Origin of the sequence: uncultured Streptococcus sp. (assembly GCF_963545685.1) — a bacterium.
Lineage (GTDB): Bacteria > Bacillota > Bacilli > Lactobacillales > Streptococcaceae > Streptococcus.
This window is the reverse complement of record NZ_CAUUKN010000010.1, coordinates 15,155-34,190: the sequence shown is the minus strand read 5'-3', so window position 1 is coordinate 34,190 and position 19,036 is coordinate 15,155. Positions and strand designations below refer to the sequence as shown.

17 protein-coding genes and 1 riboswitch are annotated in these 19,036 nt (G+C 38.6%); of the genes, 6 read left to right on the top strand and 11 right to left on the bottom strand.

Annotated elements, in window-relative coordinates; all coding sequences use genetic code 11:
- Nucleotides 1-23: 23 nt before the first annotated feature.
- The 7 genes from RWZ99_RS03440 to RWZ99_RS03410 form a co-directional block, all read right to left on the bottom strand.
- Nucleotides 24-701 (bottom strand): hypothetical protein, encoded by a 678-nt coding sequence (locus RWZ99_RS03440; protein ID WP_314676356.1) that lies wholly within the window; start codon nt 699-701, stop codon nt 24-26.
- A gap of 135 nt (nt 702-836) precedes the next feature.
- Nucleotides 837-1,502, bottom strand: a complete 666-nt coding sequence (locus RWZ99_RS03435) for a hypothetical protein (RefSeq protein ID WP_314676355.1) — start codon at nt 1,500-1,502, stop codon at nt 837-839.
- Nucleotides 1,503-1,514: 12 nt separating this feature from the next.
- A complete protein-coding gene (locus RWZ99_RS03430) occupies nt 1,515-2,009 on the bottom strand; it encodes a YkgJ family cysteine cluster protein (RefSeq protein WP_314676354.1) in 495 nt (164 codons plus the stop codon).
- 84 nt (nt 2,010-2,093) lie between these two features.
- Nucleotides 2,094-4,094, bottom strand: a complete 2,001-nt coding sequence (locus tag RWZ99_RS03425; RefSeq protein WP_314676353.1) for an ABC transporter permease — start codon at nt 4,092-4,094, stop codon at nt 2,094-2,096.
- Between the two features lies 1 nt (nt 4,095).
- Nucleotides 4,096-4,854 (bottom strand): ABC transporter ATP-binding protein, encoded by a 759-nt coding sequence (locus RWZ99_RS03420; RefSeq protein WP_314676351.1) that lies wholly within the window; start codon nt 4,852-4,854, stop codon nt 4,096-4,098.
- Between the two features lie 144 nt (nt 4,855-4,998).
- Complete coding sequence (locus RWZ99_RS03415) at nt 4,999-5,973, bottom strand: sensor histidine kinase (protein ID WP_314676349.1); 975 nt, start codon at nt 5,971-5,973, stop codon at nt 4,999-5,001.
- Nucleotides 5,963-6,643 carry a response regulator transcription factor gene (locus RWZ99_RS03410; RefSeq protein WP_314676348.1) on the bottom strand — a complete coding sequence of 227 codons (681 nt, stop codon included), beginning with the start codon at nt 6,641-6,643 and terminating at the stop codon, nt 5,963-5,965. The genes RWZ99_RS03415 and RWZ99_RS03410 overlap by 11 nt, the downstream gene beginning before the upstream one ends.
- A 205-nt stretch (nt 6,644-6,848) precedes the next feature.
- Nucleotides 6,849-6,944, top strand: a riboswitch (purine riboswitch).
- Nucleotides 6,945-7,094: 150 nt separating this feature from the next.
- Between RWZ99_RS03410 and RWZ99_RS03405 the strand changes: the two genes are divergently transcribed.
- Both RWZ99_RS03405 and RWZ99_RS03400 read left to right on the top strand, forming a co-directional pair.
- Entirely contained in the window at nt 7,095-7,676 is a 582-nt protein-coding gene (locus RWZ99_RS03405; RefSeq protein ID WP_314676346.1) for a xanthine phosphoribosyltransferase, read from the top strand.
- Nucleotides 7,676-8,944 carry a nucleobase:cation symporter-2 family protein gene (locus RWZ99_RS03400; RefSeq protein WP_314676345.1) on the top strand — a complete coding sequence of 423 codons (1,269 nt, stop codon included), beginning with the start codon at nt 7,676-7,678 and terminating at the stop codon, nt 8,942-8,944. The genes RWZ99_RS03405 and RWZ99_RS03400 overlap by 1 nt, the downstream gene beginning before the upstream one ends.
- Nucleotides 8,945-9,097: 153 nt before the next feature.
- On the opposite strand, the gene RWZ99_RS03395 is transcribed toward RWZ99_RS03400, so the two are convergent.
- Nucleotides 9,098-10,663, bottom strand: coding sequence for an ABC transporter ATP-binding protein (locus RWZ99_RS03395; protein ID WP_314676344.1), 1,566 nt, complete (start codon nt 10,661-10,663; stop codon nt 9,098-9,100).
- A 161-nt stretch (nt 10,664-10,824) separates the two neighbouring features.
- Between RWZ99_RS03395 and RWZ99_RS03390 the strand changes: the two genes are divergently transcribed.
- Both RWZ99_RS03390 and RWZ99_RS03385 read left to right on the top strand, forming a co-directional pair.
- A complete protein-coding gene (locus RWZ99_RS03390; protein WP_314676343.1) occupies nt 10,825-11,658 on the top strand; it encodes a helix-turn-helix domain-containing protein in 834 nt (277 codons plus the stop codon).
- 63 nt (nt 11,659-11,721) lie between these two features.
- Nucleotides 11,722-13,071, top strand: a complete 1,350-nt coding sequence (locus RWZ99_RS03385; protein WP_314676342.1) for an MATE family efflux transporter — start codon at nt 11,722-11,724, stop codon at nt 13,069-13,071.
- Between the two features lie 883 nt (nt 13,072-13,954).
- Here the strand turns inward: RWZ99_RS03385 and msrB are convergent.
- From msrB to manA, 3 genes are all read right to left on the bottom strand, one after another.
- Entirely contained in the window at nt 13,955-14,905 is a 951-nt protein-coding gene (msrB, locus tag RWZ99_RS03380) for a peptide-methionine (R)-S-oxide reductase MsrB (protein ID WP_314676341.1), read from the bottom strand.
- A 129-nt stretch (nt 14,906-15,034) separates the two neighbouring features.
- Complete coding sequence (gene brnQ / locus RWZ99_RS03375) at nt 15,035-16,363, bottom strand: branched-chain amino acid transport system II carrier protein (protein ID WP_314676339.1); 1,329 nt, start codon at nt 16,361-16,363, stop codon at nt 15,035-15,037.
- Between the two features lie 217 nt (nt 16,364-16,580).
- A complete protein-coding gene (gene manA, locus RWZ99_RS03370; RefSeq protein ID WP_021143948.1) occupies nt 16,581-17,522 on the bottom strand; it encodes a mannose-6-phosphate isomerase, class I in 942 nt (313 codons plus the stop codon).
- Between the two features lie 380 nt (nt 17,523-17,902).
- On the opposite strand from manA, the gene RWZ99_RS03365 reads away from it, so the two are divergent.
- Both RWZ99_RS03365 and RWZ99_RS03360 read left to right on the top strand, forming a co-directional pair.
- Nucleotides 17,903-18,355: a DUF3290 family protein gene (locus tag RWZ99_RS03365; protein WP_148512570.1), complete on the top strand. Its 453-nt coding sequence runs from the start codon at nt 17,903-17,905 to the stop codon at nt 18,353-18,355.
- On the top strand, nt 18,352-18,984 hold the full coding sequence (locus RWZ99_RS03360; protein WP_314676337.1) for a DUF421 domain-containing protein: 633 nt from the start codon (nt 18,352-18,354) through the stop codon (nt 18,982-18,984). Before RWZ99_RS03365 ends, RWZ99_RS03360 begins: the two co-directional genes overlap by 4 nt.
- Nucleotides 18,985-19,036 lie beyond the last annotated feature (52 nt).

Sequence of the window (19,036 nt, the reverse complement as noted above, 5' to 3'; positions counted from 1 at the left end):
AGAGCTGATATCATTGGACTCCCTTAATACTCCACTTCCAACTCCGTACAGAAGAGACTTCCGCTCAGATGAAGTCTCGTTTCAACTTGCTCTAAATCAGATTCAAAATGATCCACCTTTACAGATGATAGGGGATGTGAGATTCCAGTGGTGTCCATAACACAACCATGAGGAAGTCGAATATGAACTTCACCAAACTTAGCATCAACATGTACAGCCACTCGGTCTGACGAAAACTTAGCCTGACTCAAATCCAGCCAAAGTTCGCCAAAAGCCAGATTTATATCCACCGTTTCGACTTCTTGAGAATAGATCCGATACCTATCCTCTCCCATATAGGTCTTAACAGAAATATGAGGTCCTTCTTGGTCGTTCTTATTGACCTTATAGTCTTTAGTGAGACCCTTCTTTTGCCTATTGCCATAGAGAAACTCTAAGGCCAAACCTATTAAAAAGATACCGCTAAAGAGATTCCACTGTGCAAAATCAAGGTTTAACACGTCATGAACATAGGGTGATAAGAAGGCTAGACCAAGAAAAACGATGAGAGGTCGCTTCTTCAAGATACCAAAACTGAAGAAAGCTGAGAAGAAAATAAGATTATAATTAACCATAATCCAAAAGTCTGGAATAAAGGCACTAGCGATAAAACAAGCCGCCAGTATGAGCAAGAAGAAGGTCTGAGCATTAAAACGTTTCATAAGAGAAGTCCTTCCTAGTAAATGATTGCAATTTTCTAATTATTTTCACTACCAGTATAGCACTAATTGTAAACGCAATCAATGTTATATTAAAAGGTTTTACAAGAAAAAAAGAGCTTTCGCTCTTTCATCATTTCAATGTTTGATAGTGACTTGTCCAAAGGATACTGAGCCTGTTAGAGCTACTGTAGTGGTTGACAACTCTCCTTCTCCTAGACTATCGTAACCTTTCACTCCTGCTAGGCTGGTATGAAGTCCGTGGGTATCAACTTGCCAATCCTTAGGCACTCGAATGATAACCTGAGAAAAATTGGCCTGAACAACAATCTGAGGACGGTCCGTCATGAACTGGGCCTGACGCAAATCAAGAGTCAAACGCCCAAAATCGGCATTAGCATAGACAGTTTCAAGATTTTGAGAAGTCACTACCTGAACAGACTCTGAAAAGAGACTCTTAGCAAAAACCTCTCGTTCACGTTCTTTGGAAACCTTGTAAGAGAAGTTTTTCTTATAACTTGGCTTGCTCAAACGGTCCACTGCAATCCCCAAGATAAGAATTCCTACAAAGAGTGTCCATTCTGAATAGTCCAATCTAAAGAGGTCATGGATATAGGTCGATAGAAAAGCTATCCCCAAGAAAAAGAGAAATTTCCCCTTAGATTGCCAGCTCAAAAGCACAAAAAGCAAGGCTAAAATCAACTTATAATTAAAAGCCAAATACAAATCTGGAATAAAAGCTGTTGCAATAAAATAGGCAGCAATGATAAGTAAGGTAATAACACCTGCATTAAATCGTTTCATAACAGTTCCTTTCTAAATCCTATCCTTGAGTTTTTCCACAAAAAGGTAGGCTGCTGGACAGAAAAGCGTATTTTTGATAGTCAGATGATTGATCTGATAGATTTTCTTACGATCCGTGTGAGGAAAGGCTGCGCAGGCCTTAGGACGGACATCATAAATATCACAGAGATTATCAGGCCCTAAGAAGGGACAAGGCATAGACTTGAAGACCTTGTCGCCATCCTCATCTACCTGCAAGTGCATCTCCTCAAAGGCAGGTAATTTCATTCGAAAATGCTTGGCAATGCGAGTGATGTCCTGCTCTGTGAAATCTGGTCCTAGCGTCTTACAGCAATTGGCACACTGGGTACAATCAATTTCTTGGAAGACTTCATTGTGCACCTGCTGAACAATCTTATCTAAATTTTTAGGGGCCTTCTTCTTGAGTTGTGCTAGAAACTTTCGGTGCTCCCCCTGCTTTTGACGTGCCAATTCCTCATAACGTTTGACATCAATAGTCTGTGACATGTGTTTTCTCCGATAATTTATAATTCTGTCATCTATTATAGCATAAAAGAAATAGAGCCTAGCTTGAACTAGACTCTATGTCAGTTACATCGATACGATTCGACGATAGGAACGAGACGTTAGGGCAAAAACCAAGATATAGGCTAGGAAGAATACGCCACAAACAATGATAGTAACCACTAACATAAGACTTGGATTAAGAACTCCAATGATACGCACAATCAAACTGATCATATGATAGGCAAAGGCCAAGTGAATAAAGGCAAAAATCAAGGGGAGGAAGAAGACAGTAAGGACTTGGTTTCGAATGGTTTGCTTGACTTGGAGGTCGTCCAAGCCAATCTTTTGAAGAATAACAAAGCGCTCACGATCCTCATAACCCTCGGAAATCTGTTTATAGTAAATCACGAGAACTGTGCCAAGCATGAAGATGATGGATAAGAAAATACCGATAAATAAGGTTCCGCCAACAAAGCCATTTAGCATCCCTTCTACATCATATCTGCTATTAGCAGTGAGGTTAGGCCCAGGGACACCAGTAGTTTGTCCAGCTAACTGTTGCATTTCTTTATCCGTGAGTTTGTCTAACAAATCTGAATTTTTCTTGGCTTCATGTGTAGGGTCTTTGACGTTAACACCAACATAAGTAGATTGAGTGGTTGCTGTTCCTTTGATACTTTCTTTAAAAATATCCATATCAGGAACGACAAGGTAGCTATAATCAGAAACTATGGTTGTAAAGATATTAGGTACTTTACCTTTAATAAAGTCATTAAGGCTTTCCTGAATCTGGTAGTTTTGACCATTGATAGAGACACTCTTTTGATCTTTCAATATTTTATTTTTAGTAAATAAGCCAACTTGATTTGAAGTCAGATTGAGGTCTTTACCTGTTAATTGCTTATAAGTTGCTTGTGAGAAGACAAGAAAAACTGACTTTGGTAGAACTTTTCTTTCATTCTCAGAAAAGATGGTTAGCTTGTTTTTTTCTTGTTCTTTGATACCAAAGAAGAGGTAAGTTACTTCCGTTTTTCTATTTACCTGATTTCCCGACTGTGATAGGAAATCATCCATAACCTTCTGTGAACTTGTTAAATCTACATTCGTTCCTGTAACTGAGTAATCATGTGGAGCAGCACTTGCCAGATAGTCTTCTTTTCCAGCATAGATACTTGCAGCACCTACAAGCGTCACCAGAACCATACTTGAGAGGATAGCAATGGTCGCCAGTCCAACTGCATTTTTCTTCATCCGAAAGACTAGGTTGGAAATGGAAATCATATTATTAGGCTTGTAATAGTAGCTTTTCTTCTTTTTCAATAGTTGCAGAACTACTGTTGTCCCGGCATTGAAGAGAAGATAAGTTCCTAAAATGACCAGTAAAACAGCTAGGAAAAAACTGATAATAGCTGTCACTGGATTCTGAACAGAGAGAGCAAGATAGTAACCATATCCCATAGTTCCAAGTCCTAAAAGGGTTTGAAGAACTAGGAAACGTCCTTTTTTTTCACCTTTAAGGCCATCTTTAGTTAATTGTAAGGGATTAAGCCGTAGTAATCGGAAACCATTTACCAAGACCAAGAAACTAAAAATACAAGCAAAGATGACAAGAACAATAGGAATACTCATTACTTGGAAGGTCGAAACCAAACCTGTACTTTCTCCGATAAGCCTTTGAAGAAAAGCATAAATGAGTTTATCGAATAGCGCCCCTAGACCTATACCTAGAAGCAAAGTCACAAAACCCATAATCATCGTTTCTTTTAAAATCATACTAAAGAGGTGACGCTTCTCCAAGCCTAGCACACTATAGAGACCAAGCTCCTTTGAACGATTTTTCATGACAAAGCTGTTGGCATAAAGAACAATAATCCCAGAGGATAGGGCGACAATCACAAGTCCCATCCCCAAAACCATCTTGATAGCATCTGCCCCAGGTAAGTCATCCAGATGCGAATTAAGCGTTAAAGATGTAAAAATATAGGTAATGGCAATAACCAGAATAGTTGCCAATGTATACGGATAGTAAAGCTTACGATTTTTTATGAGATTGGACAAAGCCAGTCTATTGGTTAGACGAAACATATTAGTTCACCTCACTTGCCATTGTAGTTAGTGTATCGGAAATTTCTTGGAACATTTGATGTTCAGACTTATCCCCTTTAAAGATTTGATTATAAAGAATCCCATCTTTAATAAACAAAACACGCTGAGCACGACTGGCGGCCGCTGTTGAGTGAGTTACCATAAGAATGGTCTGACCGCTGGCATTAATAGTATCAAAGACATCCAAGAGTGCCGCTGAAGATTTTGAATCCAAGGCCCCTGTTGGCTCATCTGCTAAGAGGATTTCTGGTTTAGTGATGATTGCACGCGCAACTGCGACCCTTTGCTTTTGGCCACCTGAAATTTCATAAGGGTACTTCTCTAGCAAGGAATGAATTCCCAGTTGACGACTGATAGCTTCAACTTGTGTCATCATTTGCTTAACTGAGCGTCGAGAAAGGACCAAAGGTAGCAAGATATTATCTTTAACAGATAGGGTATCTAAAAGATTGAAATCCTGGAAAACAAACCCTAATCTTTCACGACGGAAACTGGAAGCATCCTTATTTTTAATGCTTGCTGTATCCAGACCGTTAAGATAGACACGCCCTGCCGTTGGTTTATCAAGCATGGCAAGGATGTTGAGCAAAGTTGATTTTCCTGAGCCAGACTCACCCATAATAGCAACATACTCACCCTTTTCAACTGTAAAATGGATATCTTTAAGGGCTTCAACCTGATTTCCTTTGAAACGTGTTTTATAAATTTTTTTAACATGTTGAACATCTAGTAATGTCATAATAAGCTCCTTTATTTAGTAGATTTGGGAGAGATTTTAGGAATCTCTTACTTAACTTCTGATATCATTTTATAGAAAAAGCAAGGTCAAAACCATAACCCTTGCTTTCATTTGTCGTCTAATTTCTTACACTTTTGTAAGTTATCAATCAATGGCTAACTTCTTCTTTTGAAAATGAATGGAAACTGTGGTTCCTTGACCTACTTGGGAGCTAATACTAATATCATGTCCAAGCTGATCAGCAATTTTCTTTGAAAGATAGAGACCTAACCCAGACGACTGCTGAGTCAATCGGCCATTGTAACCTGAAAAGCCTCGCTCAAAAACCCGTAAAATATCACTATCCTTGATACCAATCCCAGAATCTCTAAGATAAAGCCTATTATCTTTGAAGTAAATGTCAATACCGCCACTCTTTGTGTACTTCAAACTATTTGACAAGACCTGCTCAATGATGACTAAAAGCCATTTTTCATCTGAAATAACCTTAACATCCAAGTCATCTAGGTTAATAGTCAAGCCTTTTTGAATAAAGAAAAGACTATACTTTCTAACAACTTCTTTAACCAAGTGTTCTAAGGCAACCTGTTTCAACTGCAAATCATCATGAAAGTTTTCTAGACGTAAATACTGCAAGACCAAATTAGTGTAGGCATCAATCTTGAAGATTTCTTGCTCCAAGAGAGATTTAGTATTACTATCTGTGACATCCTGAACCAACAATTGACTGGCCGCTATTGGCGTCTTGATTTGATGAACCCAAAGAGTGTAGTAGTCCATCAAATCTGTATAGCGCTTACGCTCCTCCTCAGTCTGATTCATCTGGTTCTCTCTTGTATTTTCCAAGGTCTGGGCTAAGTAAAACTCCAAGGGACTTAAGGGAGTAATTTCCTCATAAAGATAAGCTAACTTATAAGACTGATAGGATCTAAGCAAGTCCCAAGCCACCATGATGATGGTCACAAAAGTCAGGATAGTCAGGGCATAATAAAGAACATCTGCCACCTCTTCAAATAAAAAGGCAAACAAAAGCAAGAGGATTCCGTTAAAGATAAACAAGAGATAGAAAGGCAGACGAGACCTAATATAGTATTTGATAAATTGACGCTTACCCATCATGACGCAACCCGTAGCCGACACCTTTCTTGGTTTCTATAAAATCATTCAAACCGACTGCCTCTAACTTCTTACGTAAGCGTGCCACATTTACAGAGAGAGTGTTATCATCAATAAAGAAGTCACTATTCCAAAGCTCCTTCATGAGGTCTTCACGACTAACGATATTACCAGAACGCTCGAAGAGAACTTGTAAAATCTGAAACTCATTCTTAGTCAAAGAAACGACTTCTCCCTGATAAACCAAATCCATGGCTTTGAGGTTCAGTATCACACCTCTATATTCCAAGAGGCTCTGATCCTTACCAAACTCATAAGAACGACGTAAAAGCCCTTGAATTTTTGCGAGGAGAACATTTTGGTCAAATGGTTTAGTCACAAAGTCGTCTCCACCCATATTGATTGCCATAACGATATCCATGGCCTGATTTCTAGAGGACAAGAACATAATAGGCACCTTGGAGACCTTACGAATTTCCTGACACCAGTGATAACCGTTAAATAGAGGTAAACCAATATCCATAAGAACCAAGTGGGGTTCTTCTTTTACAAAAATAGATAATACTTCCATGAAATCTTCAACAAGAACAACTTCGTAACCCCACTGTTCAAGTATTTTTTTGACTTGTTGACGAATAACCTCGTCGTCCTCAACTAATAAAATCTTATGCATAACTCAACCTCTTTCATTTCTCACTATTATAACAAAAATGACATAAGAATCCCCCTTTCTCAGAAAATTTTACAATAATGTTAGATTGAATTTTGCAACTTTTTAAAGAGTGCATTTTTATGGAAAAAATTCTTTGAGTCTTCAAAGAAAATATAGTATTATAATAGAGTTGATGTTGGTTTATCATCAACCATCGACAGCTTCATCGAACAATGAGAACATTACTTATTTATGTCACGAATGGGCGTGACGTTTCTACAAGGTGCCGTAACACCTAACAATGAGTAAGCTAACATAGTCATAGAGAGATTTCACTGTCTTTTTGTGATTTTTAAAGGCTTGCTTTGCAGGCCTTTTTCTGTTATTCGATTGTTTTGATTTTTATAAGAGTCTCAATAGAATCTGAAATAAATCAAGACACAGCATTGTTATTCAATTTATAGGAGGTAATATGAAATTATTGGAAGACCGCATTCTCAATGATGGGAATGTCCTTGGGGAAAATATCCTCAAAGTTGACTCTTTCTTAACTCACCAAGTAGACTTTGAGCTCATGCGTGAAATTGGAAAGGTCTTTGCTGACAAGTTCAAGGATGCTGGCATCACCAAGGTGGTGACTATCGAGGCATCTGGTATCGCACCAGCCCTCTATGCAGCTGAGGCCTTGGATGTCCCTATGATTTTTGCTAAGAAGGCTAAAAATATCACCATGAATGAAGGTATCCTCACTGCTGAGGTTTACTCTTTCACTAAGCAGGTGACTAGTACTGTCTCTATCGCAAGCAAGTTCCTCACTCCTGAAGACAAGGTTCTCATCGTTGATGATTTCCTAGCTAACGGTCAAGCTGCCAAAGGATTGATCCAAATCATTGAAGAGGCTGGCGCACACGTCGAAGCTGTGGGTATCGTTATCGAGAAATCCTTCCAAGATGGTCGTGCTCTTTTGGAAGAAGCCGGCTACCCAGTGGTTTCACTTGCTCGTTTGGATCGTTTCGAAAATGGTCAAGTCGTATTTAAGGAGGCAGACATTTAATGCAAAATAAAGAGAAACACTCACAGGCAGCTGTCTTAGGACTGCAACACCTACTCGCCATGTACTCAGGCTCAATCCTGGTTCCAATCATGATTGCTGGAGCTTTGGGCTATTCAGCTCATCAATTAACCTACTTGATTTCAACTGACATCTTCATGTGTGGTGTGGCAACTTTCCTCCAACTTCAGCTCAATAAACACTTCGGTATTGGTCTTCCAGTTGTGCTTGGAGTTGCCTTCCAATCAGTAGCTCCACTCATTATGATTGGTAAGAGTCATGGTAGCGGTGCTATGTTTGGTGCCCTTATCGTTTCAGGGATTTATGTTATCCTTGTTTCTGGTGTCTTTTCAAAAGTTGCCAACCTCTTCCCTTCCATCGTTACGGGATCGGTCATCACAACTATTGGTTTGACCCTTATCCCTGTCGCTATCGGAAATATGGGGAACAACGTTGACAAACCAACTGGTCAAAGCCTCTTCCTTGCAGCTATCACGGTTCTTATCATCCTTTTGGTTAATATTTTTACCAAAGGATTTATCAAATCCATCTCAATCTTGATTGGTTTGATTGTCGGTACTGCTATCGCAGCAAGCATGGGCTTGGTTGACTTCTCACCAGTAGCTGCGGCACCTGTTGTCCATGTGCCAACACCATTCTACTTCGGAATGCCTAAGTTTGAGTTATCATCAATCATCATGATGTGTATCATCGCTACTGTGTCTATGGTTGAATCAACTGGGGTTTACTTGGCCCTCTCTGATATCACCAAAGACCCAATTGATAGCACTCGCCTCCGTAACGGCTACCGTGCCGAAGGTATGGCCGTTCTCCTTGGTGGAATCTTCAATACCTTCCCATACACAGGGTTCTCTCAAAACGTTGGTCTTGTGAAGTTGTCAGGTATTAAGACTCGCTTGCCAATCTACTATGCCGCTGGATTCCTTGTTCTTCTCGGACTCCTACCTAAGTTTGGTGCCTTGGCTCAAATCATCCCAAGCCCAGTACTTGGTGGCGCTATGCTTGTTATGTTCGGTTTTGTTTCTATCCAAGGGATGCAAATCTTGGCGCGTGTTGATTTCGCCAACAACGAACACAACTTCTTGATTGCTGCGGTATCAATCGCTGCAGGGGTTGGTCTTAACAATAGCAACCTCTTCAACAGCCTACCAACAGCTTTCCAAATGTTCTTCTCAAACGGTATCGTGGTTGCAAGTTTGCTTGCCATTGTCCTCAATGCCATTTTGAATCATAATAAAAAAGAAAAATAACACAAGAACACCTGAGTCGCTCGACTTAGGTGTTTTGTTTGAAATAAAGTCTTTTTTAGAATTTCCTCAGTGATAAAATCTGTTCCAAGTCTGTCTATCGAAAGAAAAGACTAAGCAACTAATCTGTCTAACTTTTACTGAAAGTAGCTCTTGCTATTTAATTCTTAGGATTGACTTATTTTTAATTCTATAGACAGCATCGTAATCTTCCATATTGTAATGATGGGCAATTTCAATAATACTATTAGGCAACTGTTTTAAGACATTGCTTATTTCTTTTGAACTTGCTTCATCTAAAGAAGCCATCATCTCATCCGCAAGTAAAACCTGCTTTCCTCTCAAAATAGCACGTGCAATCTCCAGTTTTATGATTTGACCACCTGAGAAGTTATCTCCAGTTAATTCATAGTCTAATTTGTGACAACAAGCCTCCCAAAGTCCAACCTTTTTTAGTGTTGAAATGAGCAATGAGTCAGAATAATCTTGATAAAGAGTTAGATTATGTCGCACACTTGTATGAAAGACATAGGGATTTTGATGAATAATTGCAATGTTATCTAAATTTGGAGTCAGCTCCCTTCCATCAATGCTTTTAAAAATGATTTTCCCACTATATGTCTTATCTTGGCCTGATATTAACCTAAAAAGTGTTGTTTTCCCAATACCGCTATCACCAACTATAAGGTTATGCTGAGACAATGAAAAAGTAACCGTAACATCACGAAAAATCTCTTGATTATCATAAGATTTAGTGACATTTTTTAACTGAATTTCTTCTAAAGTATGTGGGTGATTCCCTTTTGAAGGAATTTCTGACTCACTTCCAAATGTCATTAATTTATCTTTTATCACTTGACTTGATTGAATACTTGCAAAAGCCTCTAGAATTTGTTGTAAGGGGTTAATAAGATATGTTGATGCAGACATCATAGCAATAAGTGTAGTGATTGAATTTTGTTTTATTACAAGACCAATCACAAACGGTCCAATCAAGCCAATGGCTTTCAGAGGTCCTGTCCAAAACATAACTAAATTCTGGAGTGTATAATACTTAAATTGTGTCTTCTCCATCTCGCCAAGGGTTATGAGAGTTTGCTTTACATTCTCTTTTTCTGCTTGGTTGCAAATAATTGTTTCAATCCCTTTACCAAAGTCTGTGATAGCTCTTAAATTCTTCTCTTTTGAACTACTTAGCAATTCTCCTGACTCTTTTAATTTTCTCTTAAATATAAACTGAGGCAAAATCATCAGAAAAGCCCCTATTGTAAAAAGACTACCCACAATAATATTTTGTTTGAGCAAATAAATAACAGATACTAGAATAGAGGCGCCCCATACAGGCGAGATAAGAACAGATTGAAGGAACTCCTGGTTTACAATTCCAAGGTCTTGTGTCAAGAGTGAGGACAGTTCTGAATCGGAAATGTTTTTAGGAAAGACAGCATGATTCTTTAAAATATTTTCTGATAGTCTTACATTAAATACCCTAATAATAGAACGAAGCAGAATATTCTCTATATACATAAAAGCGTACACAGCCACCCAAAGAGAGAGACTAGAAATTGTAAAAACTATTAAATCCCGACTATTACTGCTATCTAAATGACCCGCCATCTGGATAATTACAGGTATAACAATACCTTGACACGAATAAAGAAGTGCAAAAATGATATAAAGTACAATTCCCTTTTTAGGAAGTAGCTTAATAAATTTAACCATCATCTCTACCTTTCAGAGTATAATCTAAATCATCGGATAAAATTCTAAGTTCAAAATTGTTCATAATCATTGCTTTTACCTCCTTCCATTTGATACTATTATTTTAGTTTATTAACAGTATCAACTATTGAAATTTCGGAAATCCGATAAGGAAATATTATATGGAACTAGGCCAAAAATTTAAACAGATTCGAAAACAGAGAAAATACACTATTCAGAGACTCTCTCAAGTGGCAGGATCTGTAGCGAGTATTTCAGACTTTGAAAATAACAAAACATCACTCTCAAATGATACGCTTTTCAAACTTTTAAAACACCTAAAAATCGAATATAATGAATTTTTCGGACAAGAATACCTTGTGGACAAAACCTACATAAAACTTGCTAATCAATACAATCAAGCCTCAAATAATCTAGATTTTGATGCACTTGAGCAAGTCGCAGAAAAGTTTCACATTTTAGGAGAAGATAACTATAGTGACTATTTGATTAGTCTTTGTATTACCTGTCAGGTTTCAAAACTTCAAAACCAGTCAATTAACCAAGATATTGCAACAGAACTTCAAAACTACTTCTTTTCGATTGATATATGGACACTTTTGGATATTGATTTACTGGATATGGTAAAGGATATCTTCACAGAAGACGCACTAAAAATCTACATTAAGGAACTCCTGTCAATTCTCGGTACAAATCCTAGAAATAATTTAGATAGAATCACTTTAGATGTTATCAGCAGGTGTATTTTCCAAATTATTCTTTACGGAAATCAGGAAGATAGTGATTACTATCTAAACGAACTAAAAACTATTCAATTACCAGACTATTTCATGTTACAAAAACTCTACCTTAAAGAACTAGAAGCCGCATACCTTTATAAATATATCGATAAAAACATGGGAGATTCATTACATAAAGAAGTTCTCCACTACTTGGCTTTTATGGGGGATGTCGATAATTTGAGAGAATGGGAGCAAACTTTCCGTCAATTATAGACTTTATTGGATAACAGTTGTACAATGATTATATAATTTGAAAAATTTAGAAAGGAAAACAGAATGTACGAAACACATTCTCTCCGTGAGCGATTTCTTGTTTTCTTCAAGATTTTTGTGCCCATACTGATCTACCAGTTTGCCAACTTCTCGGCAACCTTTGTGGACACTACCATGACTGGTCAATACGATGCCTTACACTTGGCGGGTGTAGCCATAGCAACGAGTTTATGGAGTCCTTTTTTCACCTTCTTAACAGGTATTGTCTCTGCCTTGGTTCCAATTATCGGGCACCATCTAGGGGCAGATCGCAAGGACCGAGTAGCACCTGATTTCTATCAATTTCTTTATATGGCTTTAGGTTTATCACTAATCCTCTTTGCCCTCGTTTTTCTGGGGGCACCCTTGATTTTGAATCATCTAGGTTTGGAACCTGTGGTCAGAAAGGTCGCCCTTGCTTACCTACGCTTTTTGAGCCTTGGGATTATTCCCCTTCTTCTCTTTAGCGTGGTTCGCTCCTTCCTTGATGCGCTTGGCCTCACGCGCCTGTCCATGTACCTCATGCTTTTGCTTCTACCACTAAATGGTTTCTTCAATTTCCTCCTCATCTATGGCATTGCTGGTCTACCAGAGCTAGGTGGATCTGGAGCGGGTCTGGGAACTTCATTGGCTTACTGGGCCCTTCTCCTTATTTCCATCGCAGTTATCAGAAAGCATAAGAAAATCAAACCCTACCAGATTGAAAAAATCCAACCCCTTGATAAGACTGCCCTACTAGACGCACTGAAACTTGGGCTTCCAATTGGGGGGACCGTCTTTGCGGAGGTTGCCATCTTCTCAGGTGTTGGTCTAGTTATGGCTAAGTATCCATCCCTAGTCATTGCCAGTCATCAGGCAGCCATGAACTTCTCAAACCTCATGTATGCCTTTCCTCTCAGTGTTTCCAGTGCTATGGCTATCATTATTTCTTACGAATTTGGAGCTAAACGCATGGATGCGGTCAAGAGCTATAGCAAGCTAGGTCGTCTGACAGCCTTAGGTTTTGCTGGTTTTACCTTGTTCTTTCTCTATTTCTTGCGCTATGATTTGGCTGAACTCTATGGCCACGAACCTGAGTTTTTGAGAATGACGGCCATTTTCATGACCTATAGCCTCTTCTTCCAAGTGGCGGATGTCTTTGCAGCCCCACTTCAAGGAATTCTGCGTGGCTACAAGGATACTAAGGTCCCTTTCTATCTGGGTCTAATGAGCTACTGGGGGATTACCTTCCCATTCGGCTTCCTACTTGAAAAACTTACTGGACTGGGCCCCTACAGTTACTGGATTGGCCTGATTGCCAGTCTTATCGTCAGTGGTCTTTGTTACCAATGGCGACTAAATAGAATCGTCAAACGCTACGAATCACATCATTAATATACCCTAGGCAGTCTAGTTAGACTGCTTTTTTCTAGTCATAACCGTAATAAAAGATAAAAAAGCCTCCTACAAATTGAAAACAGATAAACTGTTGTCAATCTACAGAAGGCTTTTTTATGAGTGATTAGTTATATTCAGATTTTCCTGGCCTATTGCCAAACTGGCTTCATTAATGAAAACATAAATGTTTAATATAAAAAAAAGTATCACAGAGACCAGCTGGGTCAACTAGGGCAAAATAAATCATGACTAGACCACACAGAGCTAGGAAATGATAAAGATAAACTACTTTCTCCCCTGTTTTAGGAAGTAAAAGAAAAGACCAGAACCACAAGACACAAATGGCTATTAAAATGATTAGTTTATTCATCAATTCCATAATAAGCTCCGTCATAAAGGTTTAGCACAATAAAATAGTCCTTAGGACTATCTGAATGTTATCACAAAATCTAACAAGTGCTGTTATATTTCTTAATGGAAACTTATACTCTTTTGCTAGTCGTAATTAGGTAAGTTAAGACATATAAAATCATAATTGGGAGGTTGGGAAGACTAATTATTACACAAAGTACAATAATGTTTACAGACACCAAAACTAGCAAAATCTATGGGAAAATAACACTTTAACACTTGTAAGATTCCTCACTGCTATAGTGTACTACTTTTTTGGTTTGATACGTAAAACAAATTGGATAAAATTGTAAAAAAATGTAATGAAAGGTCACTTTTTTGTCCTGAACGGTTAGGTGACATTTTATGTTAGCTTTAAAAGGCTTTCCTTAATTTCTTTTACATGTAAAAGAGGTAGGTTGCAAGGGGCACCAACCTCTTTAGTTATGACATGATTCGACTAAAAAAATCTCTTAAAACTAGTGACTAATCAGTCTACTTGGTCAAGTAAGTAGGCATAGCCTTCTTTTTCCATATCGGCTTTAGGCACAAATCGTGTTGCTGCACCATTGATACAGTAGCGCAAACCACCCTTGTCACTTGGCCCATCTGGAAAGACATGCCCAAGATGAGAATCACCCACACGACTACGGACCTCAATACGATCCATATTGTGAGAATGATCTTCCTTGTAGTTGGCTACCTCGGGACTAATGGGGCGAGAGAAACTTGGCCAACCACAGGCTGAATCAAACTTGTCCTTGGATGAAAAGAGGGGCTCACCAGTCACAACATCCACATAAATGCCAGGCTCAAATTGATTCCAAAGGGGACTCGTAAAGGCTCGTTCCGTTCCATTTTCTTGGGTCACAGCATAGGCTTCTGGGCTCAAACTTACTTTAAGATCCTCTTGATTTGGCTTGTGATAGGCACTGGCATCAATGACTGGAGTTGAAGCCTGATTGACATTGATATGACAGTAGCCGTTAGGATTCTTCTTGAGATAATCCTGATGGTATTCTTCGGCAGGAATAAAGTGTTGCAATGGCAACAACTCAACCGCCAAAGGCTGACCGTATTGCTCAGACATTTCTTGAAAAACTTGCTTGATGACTGGTAGGTCATTTTCATCCATGTAATAAACACCCGTACGGTACTGGGTTCCCACATCATTACCCTGTTTGTTTTTGCTTAGAGGATTGATGATACGGAAAAAATGTAGCAGAATCTCTCGCAACGAAACCTTCCCGGAATCATAGGTCACCCGAACAGTCTCAGCGTGACCAGTCTGACCGATGAGCTCATAACGAGTCGTCTCACTACGACCATTGGCATAACCCGAAACCGCATCAAGCACACCAGGCACACGAGAGAAGTACTCTTCCACACCCCAGAAACAGCCAGCAGCAAGATAGATTATATGATTATTTAGATGTGACATTTTTAACACTCCCTTCAATAGATACTTGCATCTCCACGCCTTAAGTGTAACGCTTTTGGAGAGATTTCGCACTTATGGTGACTTGGAGAGAAAAAAATCCCACCACATATTAAGTGATAGGATTCATTTTTATTCCATTTCGAAGCTTTCGCTCTTAATCTTATCTGGTAAGACGAGAGATAGGAGGATGAGCAAGATAGCAGGAATCAACCATGGCAGTGATGCTCCTGATAATGGAAGGAAGTTAATGATGGCATTAAGTCCTGCAAGTTTGAACTGGCTGCCAATTACACTAAGCAAAGCGATAAGTGTCACTACAGCAACTGTGATTTGCATACCAGGTTTAGACAAGGCCACAAACTTATTAGCAATCACAATCATAACAATTGTGATTGTAATTGGGTAAAGAATCAAAAGTACTGGTACTGAGAATGCAATGATATTATTAAGTCCCAAATTGGCAATCGCAAATCCGATAAGAGTAAAGACAATCGCATAGGTTTTGTATGAAACTTGTGGGAAGGCCTTATTAAAGAACTCACCGGTTGCCACAATCAATCCTGCTGTTGTCGTAAAGCACGTCACTGTTACCATAACTGCTAGGAAAATCTGTGACATGGGACCAAAGATAGCCTGTGTTGCACTTGATAGAACTGCTGCTCCAAGGTTGGCACCTTCTCCCAAAGTTGATGTATCAAGTGGGAAATGGTTACCCAAGAATGCTAGACCTAAGTATAAACCTGAGAACATCAATCCAACCAGAATACCTACAATCCAAATGGTTGAGATGTACTCTTTTTTAGATTTAAAGCCTAATTGATTGAGGGTTACAACTGCCACCACACTAAAGGCTACCGAAGCCAAGGCATCTAAAGTATTGTACCCTTCCAAGAAACCATTACCAAAAGCTGAGGCTTTATAAGCTTCTGTTGCAGTATGTGTGCTATGACCACCATATTTAAAGGCACCAACTACAATCAAAATAACGATTAATAGAGCAAAAATAGGTGTCAGGATTCGACCAATACTATCTAAAATCTTAGAAGGATTCATTGCAATCCATAAAGCCAAGGCAAAATAAACGGCTGTGAAGGCAAGTAACCATAGACTAGTATGACTATTACCGACCATTGGTGCAATACCAATTGAAAAAGCTGTCGCTGCTGTCCTTGGAATGGCAAAGAATGGTCCAATAGACAAGTAAAGCACTGCCAAGTATAACAAGGCAAACTTAGGTGAGATTTTTTGCGAAATCTCGTGAATATACCCCTTCGGATTTAGAGTCCCAATAATAAGTGTTAGAATTGCAATTCCGACACCAGATAGGACAAAACCGGCAATGGCTGGCCAGAAACGACCTCCAGATTCAAAGCCTAGCTGAGGAGGGAAGGTTAGGTTTCCCGCTCCAAAGAACATACCAAACAGCAAAAGAGCTGTAAGGCCTCCTTTTTTTAACATAGGTAACTCCAATCTAAAACAAACAAGACATGACCTTCCAAAAGGAAAGGGCTTGTTTATTAATATTTTTAGTCAACTTAACTAGTATGACATGGTTAATTTGAAAGTTCAAGCAATTGAAACTTATTCACAAAGGTTTTTAAAATTTCAAATATTCTGTCTGATTGCATAAAAAAACTAGACAAGATTCTTATCTCGTCTAGTTTAACGACTTAAATTATGGGTGACTGACAATCAATTCAAGCTCTCCCTCAATTTGCCATGCTTCAACATCGCTAGGAAGAATAAAGTGGCTGCCTTTTGCAATTGGGTATTCTTGATCATCGACTAAGAGGCTTCCTTGACCGTCAAGTACACTAAACAAACTGTAATCAGCAGTCTTTTCAAAATCAGCCTTACCTGAGATTTCCCATTTATAAACGGCGAAGAAATCACTTGCTACTAAGAGCGTTGATTTGAGGTCATCTACTTTTGTTGTGACTGGACGACTGTTGGCAGGTTCACCGATACTAAGCACATCGATAGATTTTTCAAGATGGAGTTCACGCAGGTTACCTTGATCATCTTTACGATCAAAATCATAAACACGGTAGGTCGTATCACTAGATTGTTGCGTTTCAAGAACCATGATACCTGCACCAATAGCATGCATGGTACCACTTGGCACATAGAAGAAATCACCTGCTTTAACTGGAACCTTAGTCATAAGATTTTCCCAATCCTTACTTTCAATTTGCTGACGCAGTTCTTCTTTTGATTTGGCATTGTGGCCATAAATAATTTCAGCACCTGGTTCAGCAGCAATGATATACCAACACTCTGTTTTACCAAGTTCACCTTCATGTTCAAGTCCATAAGCATCATCTGGATGAACCTGCACACTAAGCCAATCATTAGCATCCAAAATCTTAGTCAAAAGTGGGAAGACAGGTTCTTGACGATTGCCAAACAACTCACGGTGCTCTGCATAAAGAACATCTAAAGTTTGACCGGCATAACGACCATTCTTAATAGTAGAAACACCATTTGGGTGAGCAGAAATAGCCCAGTACTCTCCGACATGGTCGCTTGGAATGTCGTAGCCAAAGACATCACGCAAATGCGTACCACCCCAGATTTTTTCTTGCATAACAGATTGTAAAAACAATGGTTCAGACATAAAAACTCCTTATATAAGAATGAATAGACTCAAAATCTCTGTCTTAACATAGATGATTACTCACATCATGATAAATGAATCAGTTTCACTTTAAAGCGGATGTTCCAAAAATCACTCACAGCCAATAAGCTTCATCATCAGCAAATCACAAACAGACTTTGACGAGTAATTACCTCAATTATAAGCATAATTTGTGAAAATATCAACAAAGTCCTTAAAGAAATCACAAGATTTTGGCTTAATGGCTGCAAGTCATTTCAATAGCAAATTTCCTTTAAGAATCCTACTCATTCCTTCATTTTTCGGATAGACTGATTGAATTTAAAGACTTTTTAACCTATAATAATAATACTAGAGATATTATGAAAGGAAATCTCTCAATGAAATTCTATTCCTATGACTATGTGCTAAGTCAGATTAGCCAACAAAACTGGGTTATGGTTGCCATTACTGCAGGACTTATTTTAGTGACCGGTGTATTTGCTTTTAAAGCCTTCAAAGAACGCCATGATACTAAGTTTCGTGAACTCTCTATTATTTCTATTTTAACCTTAGTTGCCGTGGTTCTAATTGCTATCAGTAATTTCCAAAGCAATCAATCTAACAACGACCAATTTAGAGCATCTCTTCACTTTATCGAGGTTGTGTCTAAAAATCTTGACGTTGATAAGAGCAAGGTTTATGTCAATACTTCTGCTGCCACTGATGGAGCTATCGTAAAAGTTAAAGACAACTACTACCGTGCCATTGCAGGTTCGGATCCCGATAGCTACTTGCTAGAACAAATAAAACTTTACAAGTCTGATGTTGAACTCGTGGAGGTTAAAAAATGACATCTTTTTATCTTACTGTTGCAATTAAACTAGCTTTGGGGCTTATTTCACTCGTCTTTGTTATCAATTTAACAGGTAAAGGAAACCTAGCACCTAGCTCAGCTACTGACCAAGTACAGAACTTCGTCCTTGGTGGAATCATCGGTGGAACAATTTATAGTAGTAACGTTTCCATCCTCCAATATTTCGTGATTTTGATTATTTGGACGATTTTGATTTTACTTCTAAAATGGCTTAACACAAACATTCGCTTTATCAAACACTTGATTGACGGTAAGCCAACAGTCATCATCAAACATGGTCAACTAGATCCTGAAGCTTGTCGCTCTAAAGGACTTTCAGCCTCTGATGTCGCTTTAAAATTACGTTCTCAAGGAATTTTTCAACTCAAAGAGGTTAAACGTGCTGTAATTGAGCAAAACGGCCAATTGATTGTGGTTCGTGCGGGTGATGAAAATCCGAAATACCCAATCATTACTGATGGGGTCATTCAAACAGAAATTCTTGATACTATTGGTAAAACGGAGGATTGGTTAAATGAAGAGCTTCAAAAATTAGGATATGAAAACGTTTCGGATATCTTTATTGCTGAATACGATAAAGGAAACATTAATGTCGTTACTTATTAAACAAACCACTTGCATTACCGTTTAATATTGTCTATAATGATATCATCATAAA